The sequence below is a fragment of the Symbiopectobacterium sp. Eva_TO genome, assembly GCF_053848865.1.
The window spans coordinates 3,173,128-3,199,240 of record NZ_JBSPEY010000004.1; the positions used below are offsets into that span (position 1 = coordinate 3,173,128).

General features: G+C 52.3%; 17 protein-coding genes and 8 pseudogenes. 10 read left to right on the top strand and 15 right to left on the bottom strand.

What is annotated here, in order from left to right; genetic code table 11:
• Positions 1-5: 5 nt before the first annotated feature.
• From dppD to ACWWJF_RS18915, 6 genes and pseudogenes are all read right to left on the bottom strand, one after another.
• Positions 6-986: a dipeptide ABC transporter ATP-binding protein gene (gene dppD, locus ACWWJF_RS18890; protein ID WP_455870290.1), complete on the bottom strand. Its 981-nt coding sequence runs from the start codon at positions 984-986 to the stop codon at positions 6-8.
• Positions 987-999: 13 nt separating this feature from the next.
• The gene (gene dppC / locus ACWWJF_RS18895; RefSeq protein ID WP_455870291.1) at positions 1,000-1,902 is read right to left on the bottom strand and encodes a dipeptide ABC transporter permease DppC; all 903 of its coding nucleotides are present in this window, start codon (positions 1,900-1,902) and stop codon (positions 1,000-1,002) included.
• A 14-nt stretch (positions 1,903-1,916) separates the two neighbouring features.
• Entirely contained in the window at positions 1,917-2,936 is a 1,020-nt protein-coding gene (gene dppB / locus ACWWJF_RS18900) for a dipeptide ABC transporter permease DppB (protein WP_455870292.1), read from the bottom strand.
• Between the two features lie 157 nt (positions 2,937-3,093).
• A complete protein-coding gene (dppA, locus tag ACWWJF_RS18905) occupies positions 3,094-4,701 on the bottom strand; it encodes a dipeptide ABC transporter periplasmic-binding protein DppA (protein ID WP_455870293.1) in 1,608 nt (535 codons plus the stop codon).
• Between the two features lie 601 nt (positions 4,702-5,302).
• Positions 5,303-6,333 (bottom strand): annotated as a pseudogene (locus tag ACWWJF_RS18910) (IS630 family transposase).
• 134 nt (positions 6,334-6,467) lie between these two features.
• A complete protein-coding gene (locus ACWWJF_RS18915) occupies positions 6,468-6,617 on the bottom strand; it encodes a hypothetical protein (RefSeq protein WP_455870294.1) in 150 nt (49 codons plus the stop codon).
• Positions 6,618-6,940: 323 nt separating this feature from the next.
• Here ACWWJF_RS18915 and dps point away from each other — a divergent pair, with 323 nt between their 5' ends.
• Both dps and ACWWJF_RS18925 read left to right on the top strand, forming a co-directional pair.
• Positions 6,941-7,444, top strand: coding sequence for a DNA starvation/stationary phase protection protein Dps (gene dps, locus ACWWJF_RS18920; protein WP_455870295.1), 504 nt, complete (start codon positions 6,941-6,943; stop codon positions 7,442-7,444).
• A gap of 127 nt (positions 7,445-7,571) precedes the next feature.
• Positions 7,572-8,180 (top strand): annotated as a pseudogene (locus tag ACWWJF_RS18925) (IS110 family RNA-guided transposase); the annotation flags it as partial.
• A gap of 29 nt (positions 8,181-8,209) precedes the next feature.
• Here the strand turns inward: ACWWJF_RS18925 and ACWWJF_RS18930 are convergent.
• Positions 8,210-9,378, bottom strand: a protein-coding gene (locus ACWWJF_RS18930; RefSeq protein ID WP_455868400.1) for an IS3 family transposase whose coding sequence is annotated in 2 segments (ribosomal slippage) — positions 8,210-9,123 and positions 9,123-9,378 — 1,170 coding nt in all. Because the reading frame shifts where the segments join, the coding sequence is not laid out codon by codon here.
• Between the two features lie 161 nt (positions 9,379-9,539).
• On the opposite strand from ACWWJF_RS18930, the pseudogene ACWWJF_RS18935 reads away from it, so the two are divergent.
• From ACWWJF_RS18935 to mqo, 4 genes and pseudogenes are all read left to right on the top strand, one after another.
• Positions 9,540-10,570, top strand: a pseudogene (locus ACWWJF_RS18935) (IS630 family transposase).
• Between the two features lie 119 nt (positions 10,571-10,689).
• Positions 10,690-12,222 carry a phage tail fiber protein gene (locus ACWWJF_RS18940; RefSeq protein ID WP_455870296.1) on the top strand — a complete coding sequence of 511 codons (1,533 nt, stop codon included), beginning with the start codon at positions 10,690-10,692 and terminating at the stop codon, positions 12,220-12,222.
• Positions 12,223-12,783: 561 nt separating this feature from the next.
• On the top strand, positions 12,784-13,569 hold the full coding sequence (mlaA, locus tag ACWWJF_RS18945; protein ID WP_455870297.1) for a phospholipid-binding lipoprotein MlaA: 786 nt from the start codon (positions 12,784-12,786) through the stop codon (positions 13,567-13,569).
• A gap of 325 nt (positions 13,570-13,894) precedes the next feature.
• Positions 13,895-15,442 carry a malate dehydrogenase (quinone) gene (mqo, locus tag ACWWJF_RS18950; protein WP_455870298.1) on the top strand — a complete coding sequence of 516 codons (1,548 nt, stop codon included), beginning with the start codon at positions 13,895-13,897 and terminating at the stop codon, positions 15,440-15,442.
• Positions 15,443-15,457: 15 nt separating this feature from the next.
• Here mqo and ACWWJF_RS18955 read toward each other — a convergent pair.
• From ACWWJF_RS18955 to ACWWJF_RS18990, 8 genes and pseudogenes are all read right to left on the bottom strand, one after another.
• Positions 15,458-16,488, bottom strand: a pseudogene (locus ACWWJF_RS18955) (IS630 family transposase).
• A 76-nt stretch (positions 16,489-16,564) separates the two neighbouring features.
• Positions 16,565-17,605: an IS481 family transposase gene (locus ACWWJF_RS18960; protein WP_455868660.1), complete on the bottom strand. Its 1,041-nt coding sequence runs from the start codon at positions 17,603-17,605 to the stop codon at positions 16,565-16,567.
• 197 nt (positions 17,606-17,802) lie between these two features.
• A pseudogene (locus ACWWJF_RS18965) lies at positions 17,803-18,411 on the bottom strand (IS110 family RNA-guided transposase); the annotation flags it as partial.
• A 102-nt stretch (positions 18,412-18,513) separates the two neighbouring features.
• Positions 18,514-18,630, bottom strand: a pseudogene (locus ACWWJF_RS18970) (IS5/IS1182 family transposase); the annotation flags it as partial.
• Positions 18,631-18,667: 37 nt separating this feature from the next.
• A protein-coding gene (locus tag ACWWJF_RS18975; RefSeq protein WP_455871153.1) for an IS3 family transposase occupies positions 18,668-19,875 on the bottom strand; the annotation gives its coding sequence in 2 pieces (ribosomal slippage) (positions 18,668-19,554 and positions 19,554-19,875; 1,209 coding nt in all).
• 91 nt (positions 19,876-19,966) lie between these two features.
• Positions 19,967-20,284, bottom strand: a pseudogene (locus tag ACWWJF_RS18980) (transposase); the annotation flags it as partial.
• Positions 20,284-21,452, bottom strand: a protein-coding gene (locus tag ACWWJF_RS18985) for an IS3 family transposase (protein WP_455868400.1) whose coding sequence is annotated in 2 segments (ribosomal slippage) — positions 20,284-21,197 and positions 21,197-21,452 — 1,170 coding nt in all. Because the reading frame shifts where the segments join, the coding sequence is not laid out codon by codon here. The pseudogene ACWWJF_RS18980 and the gene ACWWJF_RS18985, both read right to left, overlap by 1 nt.
• A gap of 128 nt (positions 21,453-21,580) precedes the next feature.
• Positions 21,581-22,425 (bottom strand): IS5 family transposase gene (locus ACWWJF_RS18990; RefSeq protein WP_455869069.1). Its coding sequence is split into 2 segments (ribosomal slippage): positions 21,581-22,080 and positions 22,080-22,425, totalling 846 coding nucleotides; the frame shifts between segments, so codons are not numbered across the junction.
• 170 nt (positions 22,426-22,595) lie between these two features.
• Here ACWWJF_RS18990 and ACWWJF_RS18995 point away from each other — a divergent pair.
• From ACWWJF_RS18995 to ACWWJF_RS19010, 4 genes and pseudogenes are all read left to right on the top strand, one after another.
• Positions 22,596-23,290 (top strand): IS1 family transposase gene (locus tag ACWWJF_RS18995; RefSeq protein WP_455870299.1). Its coding sequence is split into 2 segments (ribosomal slippage): positions 22,596-22,839 and positions 22,839-23,290, totalling 696 coding nucleotides; the frame shifts between segments, so codons are not numbered across the junction.
• 100 nt (positions 23,291-23,390) lie between these two features.
• Positions 23,391-23,651 carry a FimD/PapC C-terminal domain-containing protein gene (locus tag ACWWJF_RS19000; protein ID WP_455871171.1) on the top strand — a complete coding sequence of 87 codons (261 nt, stop codon included), beginning with the start codon at positions 23,391-23,393 and terminating at the stop codon, positions 23,649-23,651.
• Between the two features lie 110 nt (positions 23,652-23,761).
• A pseudogene (stbD, locus tag ACWWJF_RS19005) lies at positions 23,762-24,649 on the top strand (fimbrial usher protein StbD); the annotation flags it as partial.
• A 127-nt stretch (positions 24,650-24,776) separates the two neighbouring features.
• Complete coding sequence (locus tag ACWWJF_RS19010) at positions 24,777-26,108, top strand: IS4 family transposase (protein ID WP_455870300.1); 1,332 nt, start codon at positions 24,777-24,779, stop codon at positions 26,106-26,108.
• Positions 26,109-26,113 lie beyond the last annotated feature (5 nt).

Here is a 26,113-nt window from a genome sequence, read left to right on the forward strand (position 1 = left end):
CTGGCTCATGCGACGGGCCTCCCCTCATCATCGAGCGGTGTATGACATTTCACCTGACGGCCCGGAATGTCACGCAATTCGGGCTTTGCTTCACGGCAACGCGCACTGGCGTAGGGGCAGCGAGGGTTAAGCAAGCAGCCCAACGGTCGGTCATATTTGCCCGGTACTACGCCCGGCAGCGAGGCCAGACGCGATTTATCAACCGCAAATTCCGGTAACGCACGCAGCAACGCCTGAGTATACGGGTGGCGCGGCGCATGGAAGATATCCGCCGCTTTACCGGATTCCACGACCTGACCGGCATACATCACGATGATGTGGTGGGACGCTTCCGCCACCAGCGCCAAATCGTGGGTGATCAGGATCAGCGCCATGTTTTCCCGCTGCTGCAATTCCAACAGCAGTTCAATGATCTGCGCCTGAATGGTCACGTCCAGTGCAGTAGTCGGTTCATCGGCGATCAGCAGTTTGGGCCGACAGGCAATCGCCATTGCGATCATCACGCGCTGGCTCATCCCACCTGACAGTTGGTGCGGATACACGTCTAACCGCGAAGCCGGATCGGGGATGCCTACCTGCGTCAGCAAATCGATAGCACGCTGATAGCGCGTTTTACGATTACCGCCCTGATGCACCTTGATGGCTTCCATAATCTGGTAGCCTACGGTGTAGCAGGGATTAAGGCTGGTCATCGGGTCCTGAAAGATCATCGCCACTTCGGAGCCGACCAACTGACGCCGCTCTTTTTCCGAAATGCTTTTCAGATCGCGCTGGTTGAATTCCAGCTTGTCTGCCATCACTTTGCCGGGGAAGTCAATCAACCCCATGATAGCCAGCGAACTGACCGATTTACCGGAGCCGGATTCACCGACAATGCCGACCACCTGCCCTTGTTCTACTTGGTAACTGATACGGTCAACGGCGCGGAACGGGTTATTCCCTTCGCCAAAATGCACCGACAGTTTTTCTACGTTGAGTAATGCCATCTCTTCCCCCGGATCACTGCTTGAGTTTGGGGTCGAGAGCGTCACGCAAGCCGTCCCCCATCAAGTTAAACGCCAACACCGCGAGCAGGATCGAAAGGCCAGGGAAGGTCACGACCCACCAGGCACTTTGCGCAAACTGCAACACGTCGGCCAGCATGGTGCCCCACTCCGGTGTTGGCGGCTGTGCGCCCATGCCGAGGAAACCAAATGCGGCCATGTCGAGGATGGCGTTGGAGAAACCCAATGACGCCTGCACGATGAGCGGTGCCAGACAGTTGGGGAAGATATTGATGAACATTTGGCGCATCGCGCCAGCCCCCGCCACGCGGGAAGCGGTAACGTAATCGCGGTTGACCTCAACCAGCACCGCCGCGCGCGTCAGGCGCACATAGTGCGGCAGCGCCACGAAGGTCAGCGCCAGAGACGCATTGACAATGGACGGTCCGAACACCGCCACCAGCACCAACGCCAGCAGCAGGCTGGGCAGCGCCAGCATGATATCCACTACGCGCATGATAAGGGTGTCCACCATGCCGCCAAAGTAGCCAGCCAGCAAACCGAGAACCACACCCATAATCAGTGACAGCACCACCACCAGACAGCCGACCAGCAGCGACAAGCGTGCGCCGTACATCAGGCGCGAAAGAATATCGCGGCCCACATCGTCAGTGCCAAGCAGAAACTGCCAGCTACCGCCTTCCTGCCATACCGGCGGACGCAGTAACGCATCGCGGAACTGCTCGGCGGGCGCATGCGGTGCCAGCACGTTGGCGCCAATGGCGATAATCAACATCAGCACCACATACACCAGGCCCACCACCGCGCCTTTGTTACGTTTAAAGTAATGCCAGAATTCCTGTAGCGGGGTCATCGGCACGGGCGCATTATCAACAGCCGGTTCAGTGACTTGAGTCATCTTCGCCTCTCCCCTTATTTCTTGTGTCGAATGCGCGGATTCACCACGCCGTACAACAGATCGACCAGCAGGTTGACCAGAATGATCATGGTCGCCACCAGCAGCACGCCCCCCTGCCCCACCGGATAGTCGCGGCGTTGCAGCGCATCAATCAACCAGCGTCCCAGTCCCGGCCAGGAGAAGATGGTTTCGGTCAGAATAGCCCCTGCCAACATCGTCCCTACCTGAAGACCGATCACGGTGACCACTGGCAACATGGCGTTGCGCAGCGCATGCACCACGATGACACGCAGGCGACTCAGCCCTTTGGCGCGCGCGGTACGGATATAATCCTCACCCAGGACTTCCAGCATGGTGGAGCGGGTCATCCGCACGATCACCGCCAACGGGATCGTGCCCAGCACCACGGCGGGTAAAATCATGTGCATCACGGCATCGATAAAATCGCCCGGCTCACCGAAGAACAGGGTATCTATCAGCATAAAGCCGGTCAGCGGCAAACTGTCGTCGAGAAACACCGTATCGCTGATACGGCCCGAGACAGGCGTCAGATTGAGGTTGACCGACACCAGCATGATCAACATCATGCCCCACCAGAAAATCGGCATGGAGTAGCCGGTCAGTGCCAGACTGACAGACGTGTGATCGAAAATGGAACCGCGTTTAACCGCTGCCAGCACGCCAACCGGAATACCGACAACCACGGCAAACAGCATCGCGCAGACACCCAGTTCCAGGGTGGCCTTGAAGCGCGGCACAAACTCATCCCACACCGGGATGCGGCTCTTGAGGGAAATACCCAGATCGCCGTGCAGCACACCGTTGATATAGGTGACATATTGCTGCCATAGGGGCTTATCAAGCCCCAGCTCAGCCAGCAGCTGCGCATGGCGCTCAGGAGAAAGGCCGCGTTCGCCAGCCATAATCATCACCGGGTCGCCGGGGATCATGTGCACAAAGGCAAACGTCAGTAGGGTAATACCAATAAACGTTGGGATAACCAGCCCCAAACGCCGGAGTATGAACTGAAACATATCCCGAACTCTCTGTATATAAGTGCCTGACGGCTCATAGGCTGACAGGCTTATCAATGCTCACAGCTAGATTTTTACGGGCACCCTGGCCCCGCCCCAAACGAACCAATGGTACGTTTGGGGCGGGGCCAGGGTGCCCATGAAATGGCAGGCTGAATTAATCCAGGGTCACGTTATTGAAGCTGTGTACGCCACGCGGCTCGATCACATAACCTTTCACGTTCTTACGGATAGGTTCATAGACCGTGGAGTGAGCAACAATCAGAGCAGGAGCCTGATCGTGCATCACAACCTGTGACTGTTTGTACAGATCAATACGTTTCTGGTGATCGGACGTTTCGCGCGCAGGCTGAATCAAGTCTTCAAACGGCTTGTAGCACCACTTGGAGTAGTTAGAGCCTTTTTCTGCCGCGTCACAGCTGAACAGGGTCGCGAAGAAGTTATCCGGATCCCCGTTATCGCCGGTCCACCCCATCAACACCGTCTGATGTTCACCCGCTTTGGCGCGTTTCAGATACTCGCCCCACTCGTAGGTGACAATCTTGGCTTTCACGCCAACTTTGGCCCAGTCAGACTGGATCATTTCCGCCATACGGCGTGCGTTCGGGTTGTACGGACGTTGCACTGGCATCGCCCACAGATCCACGGTGAAGCCGTCAGCCATACCCGCTTCTTTCAGCAAGGCTTTAGCTTTTTCCGGATCGTAGGAGTAATCCTTCACATCGTCGTTAAAGCCCCACATGGTCGGTGGGATCAGGTTCTTGGCCGCCTGGCCCGCGCCCTGATACACCGCGTCAATGATGGCGCCTTTGTTTACCGCATAAGTCAGTGCCTGACGCACTTTGACGTTATCCAGTGGTTTTTTCTGCACGTTGAAAGAGAGGTAACCCACGTTCAAGCCCGGTTTTTCCAGCAGCGTGATGTTTTTGTCTTCTTTCATGCGGGACAGATCGGCCGGGTTAGGATACGGCATGATCTGGCACTCATCTTTTTGCAGCTTGGCATAGCGCACGGACGCATCCGGCGTGATGGAGAACACCAGGCGATCGATGCCCGGTTTCTTGCCCCAGAAGCCATCAAACGCTTTGTAGAGAATACGGGAGTCTTTCTGGTACTGCTGCAACTGGAACGGACCGGTACCGATCGGGTTCAGGTCGATCTTCTCCGGGGTGCCTGCTTTAAGCATGTTGGCACCGTACTCTGCGGACATAATCGACGCAAAGTCCATCGCCAGGTCGGCCAGGAACGGCGCTTCCGGACGGGTCAGCACGAAACGAACAGTATAGTCGTCCACTTTTTCGATTTTGCTGATCAGCTCCGGCATGCCCATGCCTTGATAGTATTCGTAGCTGCCGCCAGACACTTTATGATACGGATGGTTCGGATCTTGCTGACGCAGGAAGGAGAACAGCACGTCTTCCGCATTGAATTCACGCGTCGGCTTAAACTCTTTGCCGTCTTGCCACTTCACGCCTTTGCGCAGATGGAAAGTATAGGTTTTGCCATCTTCGCTGATGTCCCATTTTTCTGCCAGGCCCGGTTCAATTTCGGTAGTACCGCTTTTGAATTCAACCAGACGGTTATAAATAGGAATTGAGCTGGCATCAAAGGTGGTGCCGGACGTAAACAGTTGCGGGTTAAAACCTTCAGGAGAACCTTCGGAGCAATAGACCAGGGTTTTTGCCTGGAGACCGGCTGCCACAGACATGGCCAGCAAGCCGAGTCCGATTTTGAGCACCCTTGATTTTGCCAAGGATTTTTCCATTACGTGTACTCCATTGTGGATGTTGTGTGTTGATGAAAGTCAGACCAGGATATTTTTACTCGCCGCCGACAAGAGGCCGTTCTCATCAGCATCGACGCAGCGCGTCATGTGGTGGCTGTGGTCTGTACTTTTTTGCCCGAAGGCTATAATTCACTTAATAAGGAGGGATACGAGGCAGTATATGAGAGTGGCCTGCGGATAGGTTTGCGAACCCGGCATCAGCCTGACAATCCGTTGTCCCCCCTTCCAACCCCGTCAATGTGGCAACAGATCACCCTAACGTCAATATAATGGGTGTGGATTTACAAAATCGCCACATCTTCGACAATAGCATACAATCTGAAAAGTTATAAAAAAAATTAAACAAAATTACAAAAATCAATCAAAACACCAGATAATAATCTTTAAATTTTTGTTAAAACAGAAATTATCACCATGAAAAAAACATGAAACATCTTATGTCAAATGATGAATCAATGAGCAACAACGCTTGTTAAAAACGTTAATGTCAGGTAAAAATTCCGAAAGAACATAAGAATTAGTGATAACCATCAAAGACATCATTAGCCTGGCGCTAACTAAATAGCTGTTCCTAATACCGCTACACTTTTGCCTGTCCATGTTTTCCACTGGGAAACGGGCTGACGGTTTCCATGAAGCGGCGAACCTTGTTCAGTCACTGCCACATTGAACAGCATTGATGATTGCGGGTGATGGTTTCATGCAACGCCTGCCATAACCGCTCTACATGATTTACCCATGGTGAGTACACCGGCTGATAAATAACCCTGAATTTCGGGTTTTCTTCCAGCCAGCGCTGCGTCTCCCAGCTTTTGTGAATAATGTAGTTATCAACTATCAGCGTGAGCGTTTTTGCCCGTCTGTACGTTGCTCTCAGATGCTCTAACATACTGATAAAAAACACGAACTTTTACTGTTTCCTCCAACATCGCTGACTTTTCCCGTCCCGCTGTGTAATGCACCCGCCAGATAATATTTCTCGTTCTGGCCCGGCGTCACGATGCGTTTCTGCTTCCCGCGAACCTGCCAGTCCGCGCCAATTTTGGGATTCAGATGAATATCCACTTCGTCTTCGTAAAAGACGGGATGTTCCGCGCTGCATTGTTCCAGCGCCATCGCGATGGCCTCCATTTTTTCTTCCTTATGCGGGTCGCGGATACGCAGCGTAGGAGCTGCGCGTCGCCACACCAGACCGGCAGAAGGCCGCCAACGGCGCACCGTGGAAGCATGCAACTGGCAACCGATTATCTCATTGATTTTTATCGCTAGCAGTTCCGTGCTCCAGCGCGAACGCTGATAGCCAAAATCATGAGGGGAACGCTTTACGAGCTGGATTAACAGTGCGCAGATCTGTTCAAACGGCCAGCGACGGCCACGACCGGGCCGCAGAGATTTGAGGCCTTCAATGCCGTACAGGGTGAGCCAGTTAATCCATCTGCCGGTTGACGAACGGGCGCAGCAAAGCATTCTGGCGACATCGCTCACGCGCTCGCCTCGGTGCAACATCAGGATGGCGGTCAGCCTGCGGGCGTGATTCTTGTCACGCGTTTTATGGAGAGTTTTCTTCATCAGGCGTCGTTCGTTACGGGGTATCGGTGCTATGCTCGACATCGCTCAGTCCGGTTGATGATTTGGGAGCTTTATCGATTGATCAGATCGCTCAACTCGGACTGAGTTCCCTTCAGGTGATCTACTATTCGGAACAGTTATTTAGACACAAAAGTGGTTTAACAGCACAGGAGTGCTTACAGGCGCTTATAGCGCGGTTTTCTGGCCTGCCGTTCCCTGTCGATGGCAAACAGCAGGGCAACACCAGAAAGCAAATCCGGCACAACGTCCGTTTTTGTACCAAAGCGGCCATTGTACAACCGCCCCAGCGGCGGACGAGCAACCAATCACCAAACAGATCATTCGTCAATTCGACTTCGTACCAGCGGGCACCTCGAAAAACCTCAGATTCGATAAATGACGGCGAAAAACTGACAGCAGAATCAGAGACTTGTTTGTTTTTTGTTCGTGATTTGAGCAAAAATAACTCAGATTGAACAATAAGCAAGCGTTTTTAAAAATCAAAAATGAAGACGTCTAGGTTTTTCAAGGTGCCCAATAAAACAGCGATAGCTTTGATAGGGAGCAAGATTTTAAAACGCTGCTATACTTACTCATCTAAACGAAATTCAAAACAAGCTGTTACGAACTATTAAGAGGATGAGTCATTATGAGTACCGCTAAACTGGTTAAAACGAAATCTTCTGAACTCATTTTTACGCGCAATGATGTGGATGAAGAGATAAAAACGTCTACCATCGCCACACTTAAACGTATTGTTATTGAGCTGGTAGATCTGGCGCTTATCACCAAACAGGCGCACTGGAATATGCGCGGGAACAATTTTATCGGCGTACATGAAATGCTGGACGGTTTCCATACCACTATTCTGGAGCATCAGGATACAATTGCCGAACGTGTCGTGCAATTAGGCGGCGTTGCCTTGGGGACCGTACAGGTCACCAATGATAAAACGCCGCTGAAAAGCTACCCGACCAACATTCATACGGTACAGGACCATCTGAAAGCGCTGGCCGATCGCTATGGCATTGTTGCCAACGATGTGCGCAAGGCTATTACCGAAGTCGAAGATGACGATACGGCCGATATCTTTACGGCGGCTTCGCGCGACCTGGATAAATTCCTGTGGTTTATCGAATCTAACATCGAATAAACTAATCTCAGTGCCGGCACAGTGCACCCCGCAAAGGCTGACGGCATGCTCGTCGGCCTAATGAGATGGTCACCCCCACCCTGTGAGCGGTACGCTGACAGGGTATTTCTTTATGGAGAAGGCCATCATGCAAAACGTCACGCTTATTGGTATCGATCTCGGCAAACATTCTTTTCACATTCATTGTCAGGATAAATCAGGCAAGGCATTACTGCGGAAAAAGTTTACCCGCACCAAACTCATCGAGTTTCTGGCTACGTGTACACCTACTACCGTTGTAATGGAAGTCTGCGCCGGTGCCCATTTTATGGCTCGTCGGATCAGTGAGCTGGGGCATGAAGTAAAGTTGATCTCTCCGCAGTTTGTCCGCCCTTTTGTCAAGAGCAACAAGAACGATTTCGTTGATGCCGAAGCAATATGCGAAGCCGGATCACGCCCTTCCATGCGGTTTGTGCAGCCAAGAACTGAGGCTCAGCAAGCTATGCGAGCCTTGCATCGCGTCAGGGAGTCGTTGGTCAGAGACAACGTTAAAACGACTAACCAAATGCATGCTTTTTTACTGGAGTTTGGTATCAGCATGCCGAAAGGTATTGCGGTAATCAAAAGGCTTTCAGCTGTTCTGGCTGATAATGACTTGCCACCTTATCTGGCACAGTTGCTGCTTCGATTACACGATCATTACCAATATTTGGTTGGGCAGATAGCAGAGCTCGAAAGAGAACTTGGGCAGGTACTTTCTCTAAATAACTGTTCCGAATGTAGTGGTCAACTAATATTGGCCACCGCATTAGACTGTATGTAGAACAGTCGCTCAGATTCGTTTGGAGTTAAGCCGCCGTTATACCAGTGAGGCCGGATAGCGCTGTAATACCCCGTGATGTAGCGGATAATCGCGTCCTGGGCTTCGCTGAAGCTGTTGTAACCCTTTGTCGGCACCCATTCTGTCTTCAGGCTGCGGAAGAACCGCTCCATTGGCGCATTATCCCAGCAGTTACCCCGCCGACTCATACTCTGCTTTATCCGGCAGCGCCACAGGGCTTGCCGGTATTGACGGCTGGTATAGTGGCTGCCCTGGTCGCTGTGGAACATGACTCCTGTTGGTTGTCCCCGGAGTTCCCAGGCCATCTGCAACGCTTTAACTGTCAGCGCCGAGTCCGGCGACGTCGACATGGCCCAGCCCACCGGTTTGCGGGCGAACAGATCTAGCACCACCGCAAGGTAAGCCCAGCATTTGCCCGTCCAGATGTAGGTCACATCGCCGCACCAGACCTGATCCGGCGCGGTAACCGCGAACTGGCGGTTGAGATAGTTCGGTATTTCAACGTGTTCATTGCCGCCGCGTTTGTATTTGTGAGCCGGTCGCTGGCAGCTGGCGATACCCAGCTCCTTCATCAGCTTGCCAGCCAGCCAGCGCCCCATTTTGACACCAGAGCTGCCGGTGACGATGGTCGCGATACTTCGAGCGCCGGCAGAGCCGCCGCTGGCGTTCCAGGCTTCCATGACGCGACTACACTTAACCACGCGCTCACCGTCGGGTTCATTAGCGGAAGCCTGCCAGTGCCTGTAGCTGCTGCGATGTACCTCAAAAGTTTGGCACAACGCCGTGACCGGGTATCGCGCCCTCAGCCTGTCGACTACCGTGAACCGTTGAGTGAGTCCGACATTAAGAGCGCCGTAGCCTTTTTTAGGATTTCGTTCTCCATTTCAAGGCATTGGACTTTTTTCTTCATCTCACGCAGCTCGAGCTGTTCAGGGGTAAGAGGAAGTCCCGTTGGCGTTTTTCCCTGTCGTTCAAGGCGAAGCTTATTGACCCAGCGACTAATGGCAGAATGGCTGACATTAACCGCCTCTGCGGCCTTAACGTATGTGTAGCCGTGGTCGACAACCAGCTTTGCGGCTTCGAGCTTAAATTCCGCCGTAAAATGTTTACCCATGAGGTCACCTGTCGTGTTGATGAGGTGAGCATATCACCTCCGCTCAGGTGGCCAGTATCAGTGTGCCACTACAGAATAGTAGATCACCTGAAGGGAACTCAGTCCGAGTTGAGCGATCTGATCAATCGATAAAGCTCCCAAATCATCAACCGGACTGAGCGATGTCGAGCATAGCACCGATACCCCGTAACGAACGACGCCTGATGAAGAAAACTCTCCATAAAACGCGTGACAAGAATCACGCCCGCAGGCTGACCGCCATCCTGATGTTGCACCGGGGCGAGCGCGTGAGCGATGTCACCAGAATGCTTTGCTGCGCCCGTTCGTCAATCGGCAGATGGATTAACTGGCTCACCCTGTACGGCATTGAAGGCCTCAAATCTCTGCGGCCCGGTCGTGGCCGTCGCTGGCCGTTTGAACAGATCTGCGCACTGTTAATCCAGCTCGTAAAGCGTTCCCCTCATGATTTTGGCTATCAGCGTTCGCGCTGGAGCACGGAACTGCTAGCGATAAAAATCAATGAGATAACCGGTTGCCAGTTGCATGCTTCCACGGTGCGCCGTTGGCGGCCTTCTGCCGGTCTGGTGTGGCGACGCGCAGCTCCTACGCTGCGTATCCGCGACCCGTATAATGAAGAAAAAATGGAGGCCATCGCGATGGCGCTGGAACAATGCAGCGCGGAACATCCCGTCTTTTACGAAGACGAAGTGGATATTCATCTGAATCCCAAAATTGGCGCGGACTGGCAGGTTCGCGGGAAGCAGAAACGCATCGTGACGCCGGGCCAGAACGAGAAATATTATCTGGCGGGTGCATTACACAGCGGGACGGGAAAAGTCAGCGATGTTGGAGGAAACAGTAAAAGTTCATGTTTTTTATCAGTATGTTAGAGAATCTGAGAGCAACGTACAGACGGGCAAAAACGCTCACGCTGATAGTTGATAACTACATTATTCACAAAAGCTGGGAGACGCAGCGCTGGCTGGAAGAAAACCCGAAATTCAGGGTTATTTATCAGCCGGTGTACTCACCATGGGTAAATCATGTAGAGCGGTTATGGCAGGCGTTGCATGAAACCATTACCCGCAATCATCAATGCTGTTCAATGTGGCAGTTACTGAACAAGGTTCGCCGCTTCATGGAAACCGTCAGCCCGTTTCCCAGTGGAAAACATGGACAGGCAAAAGTGTAGCGGTATTAGGAACAGCTATTTAGTTACCATTGGTGATTTTTAGAAAACAAAAATATCTATCATGTTGGTTTATCAACCAGCACTATCGAAAACCATAAACTGCATTCTGCGGTTTTTTTGTGTGTGGTGAACATATGTCTTGGTACAAAACGGGAACCATCGCTGCCACTAACGGCAGCAAAATCATTACGGACACAGGAACCCAATTCACTAATCCATTAAACGGTGTATCAGCAGGGCGGATGTTATTATTGCCAGCTGCTGGCACTGTTCAAATTTATGAAATTGAGTCTGTACAATCCGATACACAATTAACGCTGGTATCTGCGTTCACTGGCACAACGGGAACGGGTAAAGCCTATGCCATTCCCACTTCACCCAGTGTTTCCATTGAACAGTTTGCTCACGAATTTGCCTCAACGCTTGCTTATTACCAGCAGCAGCTATCAGGCTGGCAGCAAATCTTAACGGGTAGCGGAGATGTTACCTTAACGGCGCCAGACCGCCAGACCGTTACCGTTCGCTCACAGCAGGCTTGGGATGCTGCGCTAACCGGGAAAGCCAACTCTAGTGATGTTTTCCTGTTGAAAGGCTCGCTGGGAACCAATGACCTGAACAATGTCATCGGGACGGATTACCAGGGTATTTGGTGGCAGAATGCGACCGCTAATGCCACGGCGGCAAGGAACTATCCTGTGGTGTCCGCTGGGAACCTGCTTGTGCTCTACAACAGTGTGACCAGCTACGGCATTACGCAGATTTATATCACCCATGTTTCAAAGCGCATTTTTATCAGAAGCAAGCCAACACCGAGCGATGCATGGACAACATGGGATGAGTTTTGGACTAGCGCAAATCTGCCAAACCCCGCAACGCTTGATACTGCGCAAAACATAACTGGGCTAAAGCAATTTCGTAGGAATTCAGAAGCGTTCATGATCTTCCCTGCTGAACAAGGAAAGTCGTCGTTCATCCGAGGAAGTGACGCTGATGGAAATTCAAGATGGTATTTGGGTTCCGGTGGTGACAACGTAAATACGCTAACGTTGCATAACTATAAAGCAAGTAACGGGATCTATTTCAACGAAAACAGCGATATATCGATTAATCCGGCTTGTGGTAAACGTATTTACCAATGGACATACCCGCTACTGGCGGCAGGGCTGAATGCTGTATCCGACGCCAACGGCTTCTGGAAAACAGCAAGCCCGGTTGTGAAGCTGTTTGCTGACGGCACCAGCGAACTCACCAGCGAAGCCGAGGGCATCACCACCGAACGCCTGAGCGAAGGGGTGTACCGCATTTCCGGCTGTCTGGGCCTGAACGCCGATCGCGCCTGGGGCGGTTATGAGGGCGGTATCGATGTACCGATGTGCCGCAACAAGCTACCGCGCCTGTGGGTGGACTATGGCGGCGATGAGGGGAGTTCGCAGATAAACCCGGATGGCTCGATGGTCATTCGGACCTATCACCGGCCACATCCGGATGCGCCCGCTTTCGCCCGCAATGAGATTGAAGGCTACGCGAACGGCGACCCGATAGATATCCCGCGCGACACCTTCATATCAGTGCGCGTGCAGATGCCAGAATGCGAGGAATCAAAGCCGAAGGTGATGCACAGTAATGTTTACTGTAACACCGTAGCAAGCTAAACGAAAAGCCCACGCCGCTCGGCTATAAGGTCGAGCGCATCCTCAAGCGTAGGGAGTAGGTAGAGGGGGGCATACCTCGTAACATTGGAAACGTTGAAACGCTTCGTGTACATATATGAGTACATTAATTTAAATTGATTTACATTTAAGGTCTTTAAAAACAAATAGTTAAAATAATTATTCGTTATATCCATTTAACTATGAAGACTTCAGTGAGGACATTATACGCATTTTGGCCGTAAGCATAAGCACATGAATGTGCGATTGATTAATATCCCGTCAATCGGTGGCAAAAAAGTGTGAAGAATGTGCGTGTGCAAGGCATTGGAGCTGAGTCTCTGCACCATAAAAACCCGTTTTTGGGCTTGCTAATTCAGTAACACACGCATTAATAAGCACTATTACGTTAGCTTTCCTCGATGAAGCGCAATAAAATGTTACACAACCAACGACCATTTCTTGTCAGAATGCGTTCTTCGCAGTCAATGCGTTGAAACGGGTCGGGGGGATGCTGTACGGTTGTAACGTGGGCGAAACGCAATTTTATCAGGGAGAATCACTATGAATAACCGTTTGAGTGGGGTGGTGCTGGCCAGTGTCATGCTGGTTGGGTGCGCCAGCTCTTCGGATAAAACAACCCAAGGGTGTTCCGACCCACTTGAGGGATTCAACCGCACCATGTTCAACTTTAACTACAATGTGCTGGACCCGTATGTCGTCCGGCCGGTAGCTGTTGCCTGGCGTGACTATGTGCCGAAACCCGCTCGCAATGGGTTGAGCAATTTCCTCAGTAACCTGGAAGAACCCGCCGCGATGGCAAACTATTTTGTGTCGGGCGATCCTTATAAGGCCATGATCCACTTTAACCGCTTCTTCCTGAACACCCTGTTGGGGATGGGGGGATTATTCGATCTTGCCTCGGTGGCGAATCCGAAGCTGGCAAAAGAAGAACCGCGCAGATTCGGTACTAGCTTGGGAAGTTACGGCGTGGGAAATGGTCCGTATGTGGTATTGCCGGGTTATGGCAGCGCGACGCTGCGTGAAGACGGTGGCGGCATGGTTGATACACTCTATCCGGTTCTGAGTTACCTGACGTTCTGGGCTTCCGCTGGTAAATGGGTCGTGGAAGGGGTAGAGACGCGAGCACAACTGCTGGATTCGGATGGTCTGCTGAGAAACTCATCCGATCCATATCTGATGGTGCGCGAGGCCTATTTCCAACGTCATGATTTCCTGGCGCGCGGTGGCCGTCTGACTCCACAAGAGAACCCGAACGCCGCTGCCATCGAAGATTCTCTTCAGGAGATCGATGCGCCTGATCCGGTTCCCGCTACACCTGCCAAATAGCCCTTTCTCTGGCATCACACGTAAAAAGGCTCCCGGTGGAGCCTTTTGCTTTATGTCCATTCATCCGAAATAAAACACTGCAATAATCCGAGCCAATACGGTGTTCCCACTGCTTGTTAATCAATAACAGTTGTATTGTTATTTTTTATTTAATTACAAAAATTTATTTTCACTGTCTTTGTAACAATAATGTTGTGCGGATGTGCGCTGTAGCACGCATTTTACACGAAGCCTGGCTGTCGTGTGGGAATGACGCACGTTCGGGATGGTTGGAGTAGCGATTCACCTGCAACAACAAAATTAGAATAAACAGAGGTATAGAAGTATGAAAAAACTACGGGCTTTGGTCTTGTGCCTGAATCTGGCGGGAACCGCCGCGTTGCCCGCATGGGCGGAAAGTACAGCGGATACTGCAAAAACCACCGATGTGGTACTGATCGGTGGTGGTGTCATGAATGCCACCCTTGGGACTTATCTTCAGGAACTGCAACCCGACTGGTCAATCACGATGGTTGAGCGTCTGGATAAGGTTGCCGAAGAAAGCTCCAACGGTTGGAATAACGCAGGCACCGGCCACTCGGCTTTTATGGAACTGAACTACACGCCTGAAAAAGCCGACGGCGCTATAGATATCAGTAAAGCGGTTGAGATCAGCGAAGCGTTCGAGATTTCACGTCAGTTCTGGTCTTACCAGGTCAAGAATGACGTGCTACACGATCCGAATCTGTTTATCAACAGCGTGCCGCACATCAGCTTTGTCTGGGGCGATGAGAATACCGCCTTCCTGAACCAGCGCTATAAGGCGTTGCAGCACAGTACGTTGTTCCGTGGCATGGAGTTCAGTGACGATCACGCCACGATCCAATCCTGGGCTCCTCTGGTGATGGAAGGGCGCGATCCTGCGCAGAAAGTGGCTGCTACGCGCATGCCGATTGGCACCGATGTCAATTACGGTGAAATCACGCGTCAGCTGGTTGCCGGACTACAGACCAAAACCAACTTCTCACTGCGCTTGAATGCAGAAATTCGCGAGATAAAGCGTAATGCGGACCACACCTGGAGCATTATCTATGCGGATTTGAAGGACGGTGAGAAAGAGCATGCCATCAATGCCAAGTTTGTCTTTATTGGCGCGGGCGGGGCGGCACTGCCGTTATTGCAAAAATCCGGTATTCCCGAAGCGGATCTCTATGGTGGCTTCCCGGTGGGCGGAGAGTTTCTGGTCACCGACAATCCTGACATCGTAAAACGCCATATGGCAAAAGTGTATGGCAAAGCCTCCGTGGGCGCACCGCCGATGTCCGTGCCGCATCTGTATACACGTATCTTTAACGGTAAACCCGCGCTGCTGTTTGGGCCTTTTGCTACGTTCTCCAGCAAGTTCTTGAAAAATGCTTCCCTGTGGGATTTACCGGGCTCTGTCACGTTGTCAAATCTGATGCCGATGACGCATGTCGGGCTGGATAATTTCGATCTGGTGAAATACTTGATCGGACAGGTGATGATGGATGATGACGATCGTTTCGCTGCTCTGAAAGAGTATTTCCCCGAGGCCAAAAAGGAAGACTGGCGCTTGGCGGTTGCCGGACAGCGGGTTCAGGTTATCAAAAAGGATGCGGATAAAGGTGGTGTACTGAAGTTGGGCACCGAGATCGTCAGCTCGCTGGATGGCACTATCGCTGCGCTGCTGGGCGCTTCTCCTGGTGCGTCAACCGCAGCACCGATCATGCTGAGTCTGCTGGAAAAAGTGTTTAAGCAACAGGTAGCAACGCCAGAATGGCAGGGTAAACTGAAGGCGATCGTGCCGTCTTACGGCAAAAAACTGGATGGTGATATCGATCTTACCAACCAGATCCGCCGCTATACTAAATAGCTGTTCCTAATACCGCTACACTTTTGCCTGTCCATGTTTTCCACTGGGAAACGGGCTGACGGTTTCCATGAAGCGGCGAACCTTGTTCAATAACTGCCACATTGAACAGCATTGATGATTGCGGGTAATGGTTTCATGCAACGCCTGCCATAACCGCTCTACATGATTTACCCATGGTGAGTACACCGGCTGATAAATAACCCTGAATTTCGGGTTTTCTTCCAGCCAGCGCTGCGTCTCCCGGCTTTTGTGAATAATGTAGTTATCAACTATCAGCGTGAGCGTTTTTGCCCGTCTGTACGTTGCTCTCAGATGATCTAAAATACTGATAAAAAACACGAAATTTTACTGTTTCCTCCAACATCGCTGACTTTTCCCGTCCCGCGGTGTAATGCACCCGCCAGATAATATTTCTCGTTCTGGCCCGGCGTCACGATGCGTTTCTGCTTCCCGCGAACCTGCCAGTCCGCGCCAATTTTGGAATTCAGATGAATATCCACTTCGTCTTCGTAAAAGACGGGATGTTCCGCGCTGCATTGTTCCAGCGCCATCGCGATGGCCTCCATTTTTTCTTCCTTATGCGGGTCGCGGATACGCAGCGTAGGAGCTGCGCGTCGCCACACCAGACCGGCAGAAGGCCGCCAACGGCGCACCGTGGAAGCATGCAACTGGCAACCGGTTATCTCATTGATTTTTATCGCTAGCAGTTCCGCGCTCCAGCGCGAACGCTGATAGCCAAAATCATGAGGGGAACGCTTTACGAGCTGGATTAACAGTGCGCAGATCTGTTCAAACGGCCAGCGACGGCCACGACCGGGCCGCAGAGATTTGAGGCCTTCAATGCCGTACAGGGTGAGCCAGTTAATCCATCTGCCGATTGACGAACGGGCGCAGCAAAGCATTCTGGCGACATCGCTCACGCGCTCGTCCCGGTGCAACATCAGGATGGCGGTCAGCCTGCGGGCGTGATTCTTGTCACGCGTTTTATGGAGAGTTTTCTTCATCAGGCGTCGTTCGTTACGGGGTATCGGTGCTATGCTCGACATCGCTCAGTCCGGTTGATGTGTATTAGCTCAGACCTGATCTGACAGTTACCGGTTATTTATACAGGTGTCTGTCAGATTAAATCTGGTTCAGATTTTTTTCTGCCCAGACTCGTTTACCATCAAGTAACGTGGCCATTGGCGTACGCCCGCAGCACATTTTACCCTGATGAGTTCGCTCATTATTGTAATGCCACAACCAGTTGTCCAGATCCTTTTGTAGACTTTCTAGGTCCTCGTATAACGTCTTACGGAACGCAACCTGATAAAAATCCTGCAAAATAGTTTTATGGAAGCGCTCGCAGATACCGTTTGTCTGCGGAGACATCGCTTTCGTTTTCGTATGGTCTATATCGTTGATAGCCAAGTACAGCTGATAGTCATGTTGTTCCACTTTACCGCAGTATTCCGTCCCCCTGTCCGTCAGTATTCTTAGCATTGGCAGCCCCTGAGCTTCGTAGAACGGCAGCACGCGATCATTGAGCAGGTCGGCGGCAGAGATCGGTGCTTTACTCGTGTAAAGCTTGCAGTGCGCCACTTTCGAGTACGTATCCACGAACGTCTGCTGGTAGATACGGCCAACACCTTTCAGATTACCCACGTAGAAGGTGTCCTGCGACCCCAGATAACCCGGGTGAGCAGTCTCTATTTCACCACAGGCTTCGTCGTCGTGCGCCTTCTTCTCCAGTGCAGCGATTTGAGCATCAGTAAGTACGATGCCTTCTCTGGCAACTTTTTCCTCAAGTGCCTTCAGGCGCTTACGAAAGTTTTCCAGATCGTGTCGTTGCCAGATGGAGCGCACACCGCTGCCAGAAATGAAGACGCCTTTTTTACGCAGCTCATTACTGGTCCGGTGCTGGCCATGAGCTGGGAACTCAATGGCGTAATCAACAACCGCACGTTCAGTGGCTTCATCAGCACGGTTTTTCAGGTTGGGAACCCGGCGGTTTTGGTTAACCAGAGCGTCAATGCCGCCTTCTGCCGCCAGTTCCTGATAGCGATAAAACGTGTCGCGTGACACACCCATGATTTTACAGGCTTTTGATACGTTACCGAGTTCTTCGGCGAGATTGAGCAGGCCGGCTTTGTGTTTGATGATGGGATTGTTAGTATGAAGCATGAGAGTTACCTCGTGTTTTGTATAAGGATTCGACACCCATATCAAAACCGGTAACTCTCAACCTTTCAAGGTCCAGTGTCAGATCAAGTCGCGACTAATACAGTTGATGATTTGGGATCTTTATCGATTGATCAGATCGCTCAACTCGGACTGAGTTCCCTTCAGGTGATCTACTATTCGGAACAGTTATTTAGAGAGAGTGCCTGCCCAAGTTCTCTTTCGAGCTCTGCTATCTGCCCAACCAAATATTGGTAATGATCGTGTAATCGAAGCAGCAACTGTGCCAGATAAGGTGGCAAGTCATTATCAGCCAGAACAGCTGAAAGCCTTTTGATTACCGCAATACCTTTCGGCATGCTGAGACCAAACTCCAGTAAAAAAGCATGCATTTGGTTAGTCGTTTTAACGTTGTCTCTGATAAGAGATTCCCTGACCCGATGCAGTGCTCGCATCGCCTGCTGAACCTCCGTTTTCGGCTGAACAAAACGCATTGACGGCCGGGATGCGGCTTCACATATCGCCTCTGCATCAACAAAATCATTTTTATTGCCCTTGACAAACGGGCGCACAAATTGCGGAGAGATAAGTTTTGCTTCATGGCCGCTATCATTGATACGCCGCGCCATAAAGTGTGCACCGGCACAAGCTTCCATAACAACAACCGAGGGCGGGCACGTCGCCAAAAACTGCATTAGCTTTGTGCGGGTAAACTTCTTACGCAGAAGCGCTTTACCTGACTTATCCTGGCAATGAATATGAAAAGAATGTTTACCGAGATCGATACCAATAAGCGTGACGTTTTGCATGATGGCCTTCTCCATAAAGAAACACCCTGTCAGCGTACCGCTCACAGGGTGGGGATGACCATCTCATTAAGCCAAATTACGTTCGCTGTTAGGCTGTGTCCCTTAATTACATAACCTCTGGTAAAACAGGCGGATGCAGCCCAGTTTCAACATTGCCAGATAATTCCTCGCCGTTTTGTCGTAACGTGTCGCAATGCGACGGTATTCTTTCAGACGGCCTGATCTTGACCCACCATCTCCGGACAGCTTTTGTATCTTAAGTTAACGATGCCCGCTGGCGCCGATATTCTCTTGGGGAGTTGTATCCCAGCGCACTGTGCGGATGGTTTTCATTGTAATGATTGAACGCCGCTGCAAGATTCTTCAGCGCTGTTCGCACATCGGGTTTTGGCATGAAGGCGATGTAATCTTCCTTCATCGTCTTCACGAACCGTTCTGCCATGCCGTTACTCTGTGGACTGCTCACTGCTGTTGTGCAGGGCTCCAGATTCAGTTCTCTGGCGAACTTCCGCGTTTCATGCGCTGTGTACGCTGAACCATTATCCGTCAGCCATTGCACTGGTTTATCCGGCAGCGCGCTACCGAAGCGTTTTTCCACCGACCTCAGCATCACATCCTGCACGGTTGAACTGTCATAACCCCTGGTGCTCGCTGCCCAGTCTATGGCCTCCCGGTCGCAGCAGTCCAGTGCGAACGTCACCCGCAGCTTCTCGCCGTTGTCACAACCGAACTCGAAGCCATCTGAGCACCAGCGCATATCGCTCTCTGCTACCGCGATTTTGCCTTTATGCTCCCGCTTCGGACGTTCAGTTTTATCATGCAACAACAGCAGGTTATGCTCGCTCATTATCCTGTAAAGCCGTTTGGCGTTCACCGGTGGAAGTCCCTCTGCACGACGTTGCTTACGCAGGATACCCCACACTCGGCGGTAACCGTAACTGGGCATGTCGCTGATGATACGGAGGATGTCCGATAATATCTCAGCATCAGCTTCGTCATTACGCCGGTTGCTGCGCCTGTCCAGCCAGTCGGCAGAACGGTTAACCCGCAGTGACAGCTGCGCACGCGACACGCTCATGGCGCGGCTGACCAGAGCTATTCCCCGTCCTTTGGCAACAAGGGCGCGTGCGCTATCCATTTTCGCGACTGGCGGTACTCCACTGCTTCTTTGAGGATCTCAACTTCCATCGTCTTCTTACCCAGAAGGCGCTGTAGCTCCCGGACCTGCTTGAGGGCAGTCGCCAGCGCCGAAGCTGGAACCACTTCTTCTGCGGCCGCAACGGCGGTGAGGCTTCCTTCCTGGTATTGCTTCTTCCACTTAAACAAAAGGCTGGGCTGGATGCCATGCAGGCGGGCTACATGGGAGACGTTCATCCCCGGCTCCATTGTCTGCTGAATGATGGCGATTTTCTCTTGCGGAGTTTTACGCTTACGGACTTCTTGCCCTAACAGGATCCCGGTCATTTCAAAATTAGCATGATTGTTAGACATATATCTAAGCCTATCTCTTATCTGGAGATACAGCTACTGTCTGGTGTTACAGGGGGCTACATCATTCTTTCAGACGGCCAAAGCACCGCTCAACAACGTTCCGATTGCGGTAGGCGTCACGATCGAGCTTTGAACGACCATCCACCGCCATTTTTTCAGTGGATTTTCGGGGGATGACAGTTTTTATACCTCTGTTTTTCAGCTCGTTACGTAATACATGCCCGGAGTACGCCTTGTCAGCGAGTACCGCATGACCACGGCGTTTCATACTGCCGTTCTGGCGTTGAACACCAATACCGTCCAAAAGACGTAGTGCAAACTGACTTTCATGAGCCTGACCGGGGCTCAACACGATGTTTAACGGAAGACCACTTGTAGTGGTCAACTAATATTGGCCACCGCATTAGACTGTATGTAGAACAGTCGCTCAGATTCGTTTGGAGTTAAGCCGCCGTTATACCAGTGAGGCCGGATAGCGCTGTAATACCCCGTGATGTAGCGGATAATCGCGTCCTGGGCTTCGCTGAAGCTGTTGTAACCCTTTGTCGGCACCCATTCTGTCTTCAGGCTGCGGAAGAACCGCTCCATTGGCGCATTATCCCAGCAGTTACCCCGCCGACTCATACTCTGCTTTATCCGGCAGCGCCACAGGGCTTGCCGGTATTGACGGCTGGTATAGTGGCTGCCCTGGTCGCTGTGGAACATGACTCCTGTTGGTTGTCCCCGGAGTTCCCAGGCCATCTGCAACGCTTTAACTGTCAGCGCCGAGTCCGGCGACGTCGACATGGCCCAGCCCACCGGTTTGCGGGCGAACAGATCTAGCACCACCGCAAGGTAAGCCCAGCATTTGCCCGTCCAGATGTAGGTCACATCGCCGCACCAGACCTGATCCGGCGCGGTAACCGCGAACTGGCGGTTGAGATAGTTCGGTATTTCAACGTGTTCATTGCCGCCGCGTTTGTATTTGTGAGCCGGTCGCTGGCAGCTGGCGATACCCAGCTCCTTCATCAGCTTGCCAGCCAGCCAGCGCCCCATTTTGACACCAGAGCTGCCGGTGACGATGGTCGCGATACTTCGAGCGCCGGCAGAGCCGCCGCTGGCGTTCCAGGCTTCCATGACGCGACTACACTTAACCACGCGCTCACCGTCGGGTTCATTAGCGGAAGCCTGCCAGTGCCTGTAGCTGCTGCGATGTACCTCAAAAGTTTGGCACAACGCCGTGACCGGGTATCGCGCCCTCAGCCTGTCGACTACCGTGAACCGTTGAGTGAGTCCGACATTAAGAGCGCCGTAGCCTTTTTTAGGATTTCGTTCTCCATTTCAAGGCATTGGACTTTTTTCTTCATCTCACGCAGCTCGAGCTGTTCAGGGGTAAGAGGAAGTCCCGTTGGCGTTTTTCCCTGTCGTTCAAGGCGAAGCTTATTGACCCAGCGACTAATGGCAGAATGGCTGACATTAACCGCCTCTGCGGCCTTAACGTATGTGTAGCCGTGGTCGACAACCAGCTTTGCGGCTTCGAGCTTAAATTCCGCCGTAAAATGTTTACCCATGAGGTCACCTGTCGTGTTGATGAGGTGAGCATATCACCTCCGCTCAGGTGGCCAGTATCAGTGTGCCACTACAGTAGCGCACAATGATGTTTTTTTACTTACTCGCAGCGCAGCTTAGGCTGTGTCCCTTAATTACATAGCCTCTGGTAAAACAGGCGGATGCAGCCCAGTTTCAACATTGCCAGATAATTCCTCGCCGTTTTGTCGTAACGTGTCGCAATGCGACGGTATTCTTTCAGACGGCCAAAGCACCGCTCAACAACGTTCCGATTGCGGTAGGCGTCACGATCGAGCTTTGAACGACCATCCACCGCCATTTTTTCAGTGGATTTTCGGGGGATGACAGTTTTTATACCTCTGTTTTTCAGCTCGTTACGTAATACATGCCCGGAGTACGCCTTGTCAGCCAGCACCGCATGACCACGGCGTTTCATACTGCCGTTCTGGCGTTGAACACCAATACCGTCCAAAAGACGTAGTGCAAACTGACTTTCATGAGCCTGACCGGGGCTCAACACGATGTTTAACGGAAGACCACTTCCGTCTGTAGCCATATGGATTTTGGTGCCAAAACCACCTCGAGAGCGACCCAGCCCATTATCTCCGGTGATATCGGGATGTTTTTTTGAGCACCGGCAGCACATTTCAGCGCCCTGATATTGCTACCATCCAGCGCAGTCGCTGACCAGTCCACGAGGCCATGGGCATCAAGTGATGAAAGTAACTTATTGAAAATAATGTTAATGACTCCCGATTTTGACCATCGGTTAAAGCGGTTATAAACGGTTTTCCATGGGCCGTATCGCTCAGGTAAATCACGCCATGGGGCACCAGAGCACAGCACCCAGAACATGCCATTGATAATCATGCGATGCTCAGCCCATGGGCGTCCGGCCTGTGGTGTTGCTGGTTCAGCAGGGAGTAAGGGCTGGATGATAGCCCATGCTTCATCGGGAAGGTCGTAGCGAGCCATAGTTCAAAATGATGTAGAAACAAATAGTTAGTATAACTCATGGGATTAAGGGACACAGCCTAGTTTTAAATTTTTACATGGTGGGATTTAATGGATTTTTACTCTGATTTTTGGTAATACCTTCAAATAGTTGGCTTTTGTGATATTCTGCCGCTATTTGAGATTTCCACGTGGTTACTGTTTTTGTTCATTGCCCTCGCTGCCATTCAGATAAAGTTTATCTACATGGCCTTAGTCCAACTAAGCGCGAACGCTTCCGGTGTCAGTGCTGTCGCCGTGTATTCCAGCTTACCTACCGCTATGAAGCGCGAAAGCCGGGAGTCAAAGAGCAGATCGTTGATATGGCCTTCAACGGTGCCGGTGTTCGCGATACCGCCAGAACGTTGAAAATCGGCATCAATACGGTCATCCGGGCTTTAAAAAGCTCTCGCCCCGCAGGATGACGTCTTCTCCCGTTGCTCACGCCGACGTCGCCCTTATCTGTGAACTCGATGAGCAATGGAGCTTCGTTGGCAGTAAGGCGCTACAGCACTGGCTCTGGTACGCTTACAATACCAAAACGGGCGGTGTTCTGGCCTACACTTTTGGCCCCCGAACCGATGAGACCTGCCGTGAATTGCTGGCTCTGTTGACACCGTTCAACATCGGCATGATTACCAGTGACAACTGGGGCAGCTATGCAAGAGAGGTTCCGAAGCAGAAACATCTGACTGGCAAGATCTTCACGCAACGCATAGAGCGCAATAACCTGACGCTCCGTACCCGCATTAAACGACTGGCGCGTAAAACGATTTGCTTCTCGCGCTCCGTCGAGATCCACGAAAAAGTCATCGGAGCCTTCATCGAAAAACACATGTTCTACTAATTGGAGTCATTACCCTGAATTGCAAGGTGGCAGCCAGCTCGTGGTCCCTTACTCGGGAGCCTTGGCGCAGGTCAGTTTTTCCACCTTGCAAGGGAGGGCTGTGCTGATCGCCACGCAACTTGAGGACGGGAGTTTTCCCCCAATGGGCGCGGATGTGGTAACGGCGGCAGGCGACAGCGTTGGCATGGTCGGGCAAGGTGGGCAAATCTACGCCCGCCTTGCCGAAGAACGCGGCACCTTACAGGTGGTATGGGGCCCGCAGGCTGGGGAACAATGTGCGGTCAGCTACCGTTTACCGTCGCGCGGCAGCGACGCTTTCACACATCTTGAGCTGCCTTGTCAGCTTCGGAGGTCGCCATGACATCGCGTATCATATTCTGGCTGGCCGTGCTGTTACTCGGGAGCCAGACGGCTTACAGCGCCTGTATTCGGGTCACCAGTGCCACCTCCTTATCGTAGGCAGCGCGCAATGCAGGCTATACCGCGACCGCCTGGAATGGCGCGTGCGATACCTGTAACGGCAGAAACATTGGTATGCCCGGCGTGATAAGCTTTAGCAGCGGCACCTTTCAGCCCTCAGGTACTTTGTTGGCGAGCAGCTCAATCAGCTTTCTGAGTCAGGGCGCGCAGACGGCGTTTACTGCTAATCAAATCTTGTTTCGCTGTGCGGTCGCGGATGCCAGCAGCCTGTTCGAGATGTATGCCACCAATGGCGATAGCGGCTATGCCGGAATGTATGCGGCCAGTGAGATTGACAGTGCCTACTACAGCTATGTGCGCAATGTTGCGGTCAGACTTACCCATTTAAAGAGTGGAGCCTACTTTTCCCGCTACTGGCAGGGTCGGCAACTGACGCCCTCCGACTGGTTCTCCGATGGCACCTATATCTATATTCCGGACAGCGCCTTCAGCGATATTTTGATGGAAGTGTTCCGTATCGACAGCACCACGTGGTATGGCAACGCCTATAATCGCTACACCTACCTCTACAGCCAGCCTCACGGCTATACCGCGTTTAAAGGCCCGGGACTCAGCGCTAATGTGACTGAGGGGGCTGATTCTGCAACCAAATATGAAGGATGGCCCTATGACTGGCCTGGTACCTGGAGCCTGTACGCGACGGGGGTGACCTTTGTACGCGGTGCGTCTTGTCGCGTGGATGATTTTCCGAATGTCGTGATGCTGCCGTTGATCACCGCTAATCAGTTGCGTCAGGGCGGCACCAGCCGTGCGGGGTTCTCCGTCACCATACAGTGTGAATCCGGGGCACTATCTAGCACCAATGTGTCAACCCTCACGGCGGCGAATGTCTCGATGGGTTTTTTGGTGAACAAGCCCGCCGCGGTGGCGGCGGCTTAACCCACCTCGTTATACACAAGTCCGCAACGCCTTATATGCCAAGGGTTAGCGGGCTGAAATAGGCAGCCAGTGGGGTTGTAAATGAAGTGAAACCGACGTGTACTATCGCCATTTACGGCGCTGAAAAATGACACGGGATTCAGATGGCTGGGCACACCAAGAACTGGAAGGGGTAAATCTTGGTGACACGAGGCTCAATAAGCGTGCCAAAGGGCTTTTGATACGGCTGGCTGAGAATCCGCAAGCCAGCATTCCGCATGCGTGCCTCGGATGGTCTGAGACGCTGGGTGCTTACCGCTTCATGGAGAACCAAGCATTCGAATGGCGAGACATTCTGCAACCTCACTGGCAGCGTACGCAGGAAAGGATCCGAGAACACGAGGTTGTGCTGTGTATCCAAGACACTACCGAGCTTGACTTCAACGGGCAGCAAATCCAAGGCTTGGGTCCCTTGAACTACGAAGCCAGGCGTGGTCTGTATCTGCATCCGACCTACGCGGTCAGTCCGGATCGCGTGGGGTTGGGCGTACTGGATGCGTGGATGTGGGCAAGAGAGCCGAAGGATGCAGACGGAAAACGCGATGGGATCAAGGAGAGTACGCGCTGGCTCGAGGGATACGAGCGAGTTGCTGAACTCGCCTCGGAGTTGCCAAACACACGTCTGGTGTACTTAGCCGATCGCGAAGCGGATATCAAGGCGTTGATGCAGCTCGCTGATGACCTTGGCACTCCGGCTGACTGGTTGATCCGCTCGACTCATAATTGCAGTCTGGACTGTAATGAGAAGCTTTGGCAGAAGGTTGGAAAGACCGTGCCGGTGGGAGAAATCCAATTCGTTATGGCGGCTCGCGCGGGGCAGAAGGCGCGTACGGTGAAACAGGCGCTGCGCGTGAAGCGAGTGTCGCTGCGTTGCGGGTTGGCAGTGATTTGTGTGATAGCCAAGGAAATTGAGCCGCCAGCAGGCGTGAAGCCGGTCGAGTGGCGGTTGCTGAGCAATCGCGTACCTGAAGGACGAGAAGATATCGTGGAGCTGATCGACTGGTATCGGGCTAGATGGGAAATCGAGATGTTCTTCAATGTGCTGAAGAACGGCTGCTGTGTCGAAGCGTTACAGTTATCGACCGTGGATCGCATTGAGCGGGCATTGGCGCTGTTCATGATCGTGGCATGGCGCATCGCCTATTTAATGCGTATGGGACGAACCTGTCCAGAGCTGGACGCAATGTTGTTCTTTGATTCCGACGAGACTCATGGCGCTTACCTACTGATGAACAAGCGTATGCCCAAGGGCCGCCCTAAGCTAAACGAAGTATTGCGCTTAGTTGCGCAACTCGGAGGCTTTCTTGCTCGAAAAGGCGACGGTGAACCAGGCGCAAAAACTATCTGGAAAGGCTTGCAGAAAGTCATGACGGCCGCCGAAACGCTACGCGCGCTCAGGCACGAACAGAGATGTGTATAACGAGG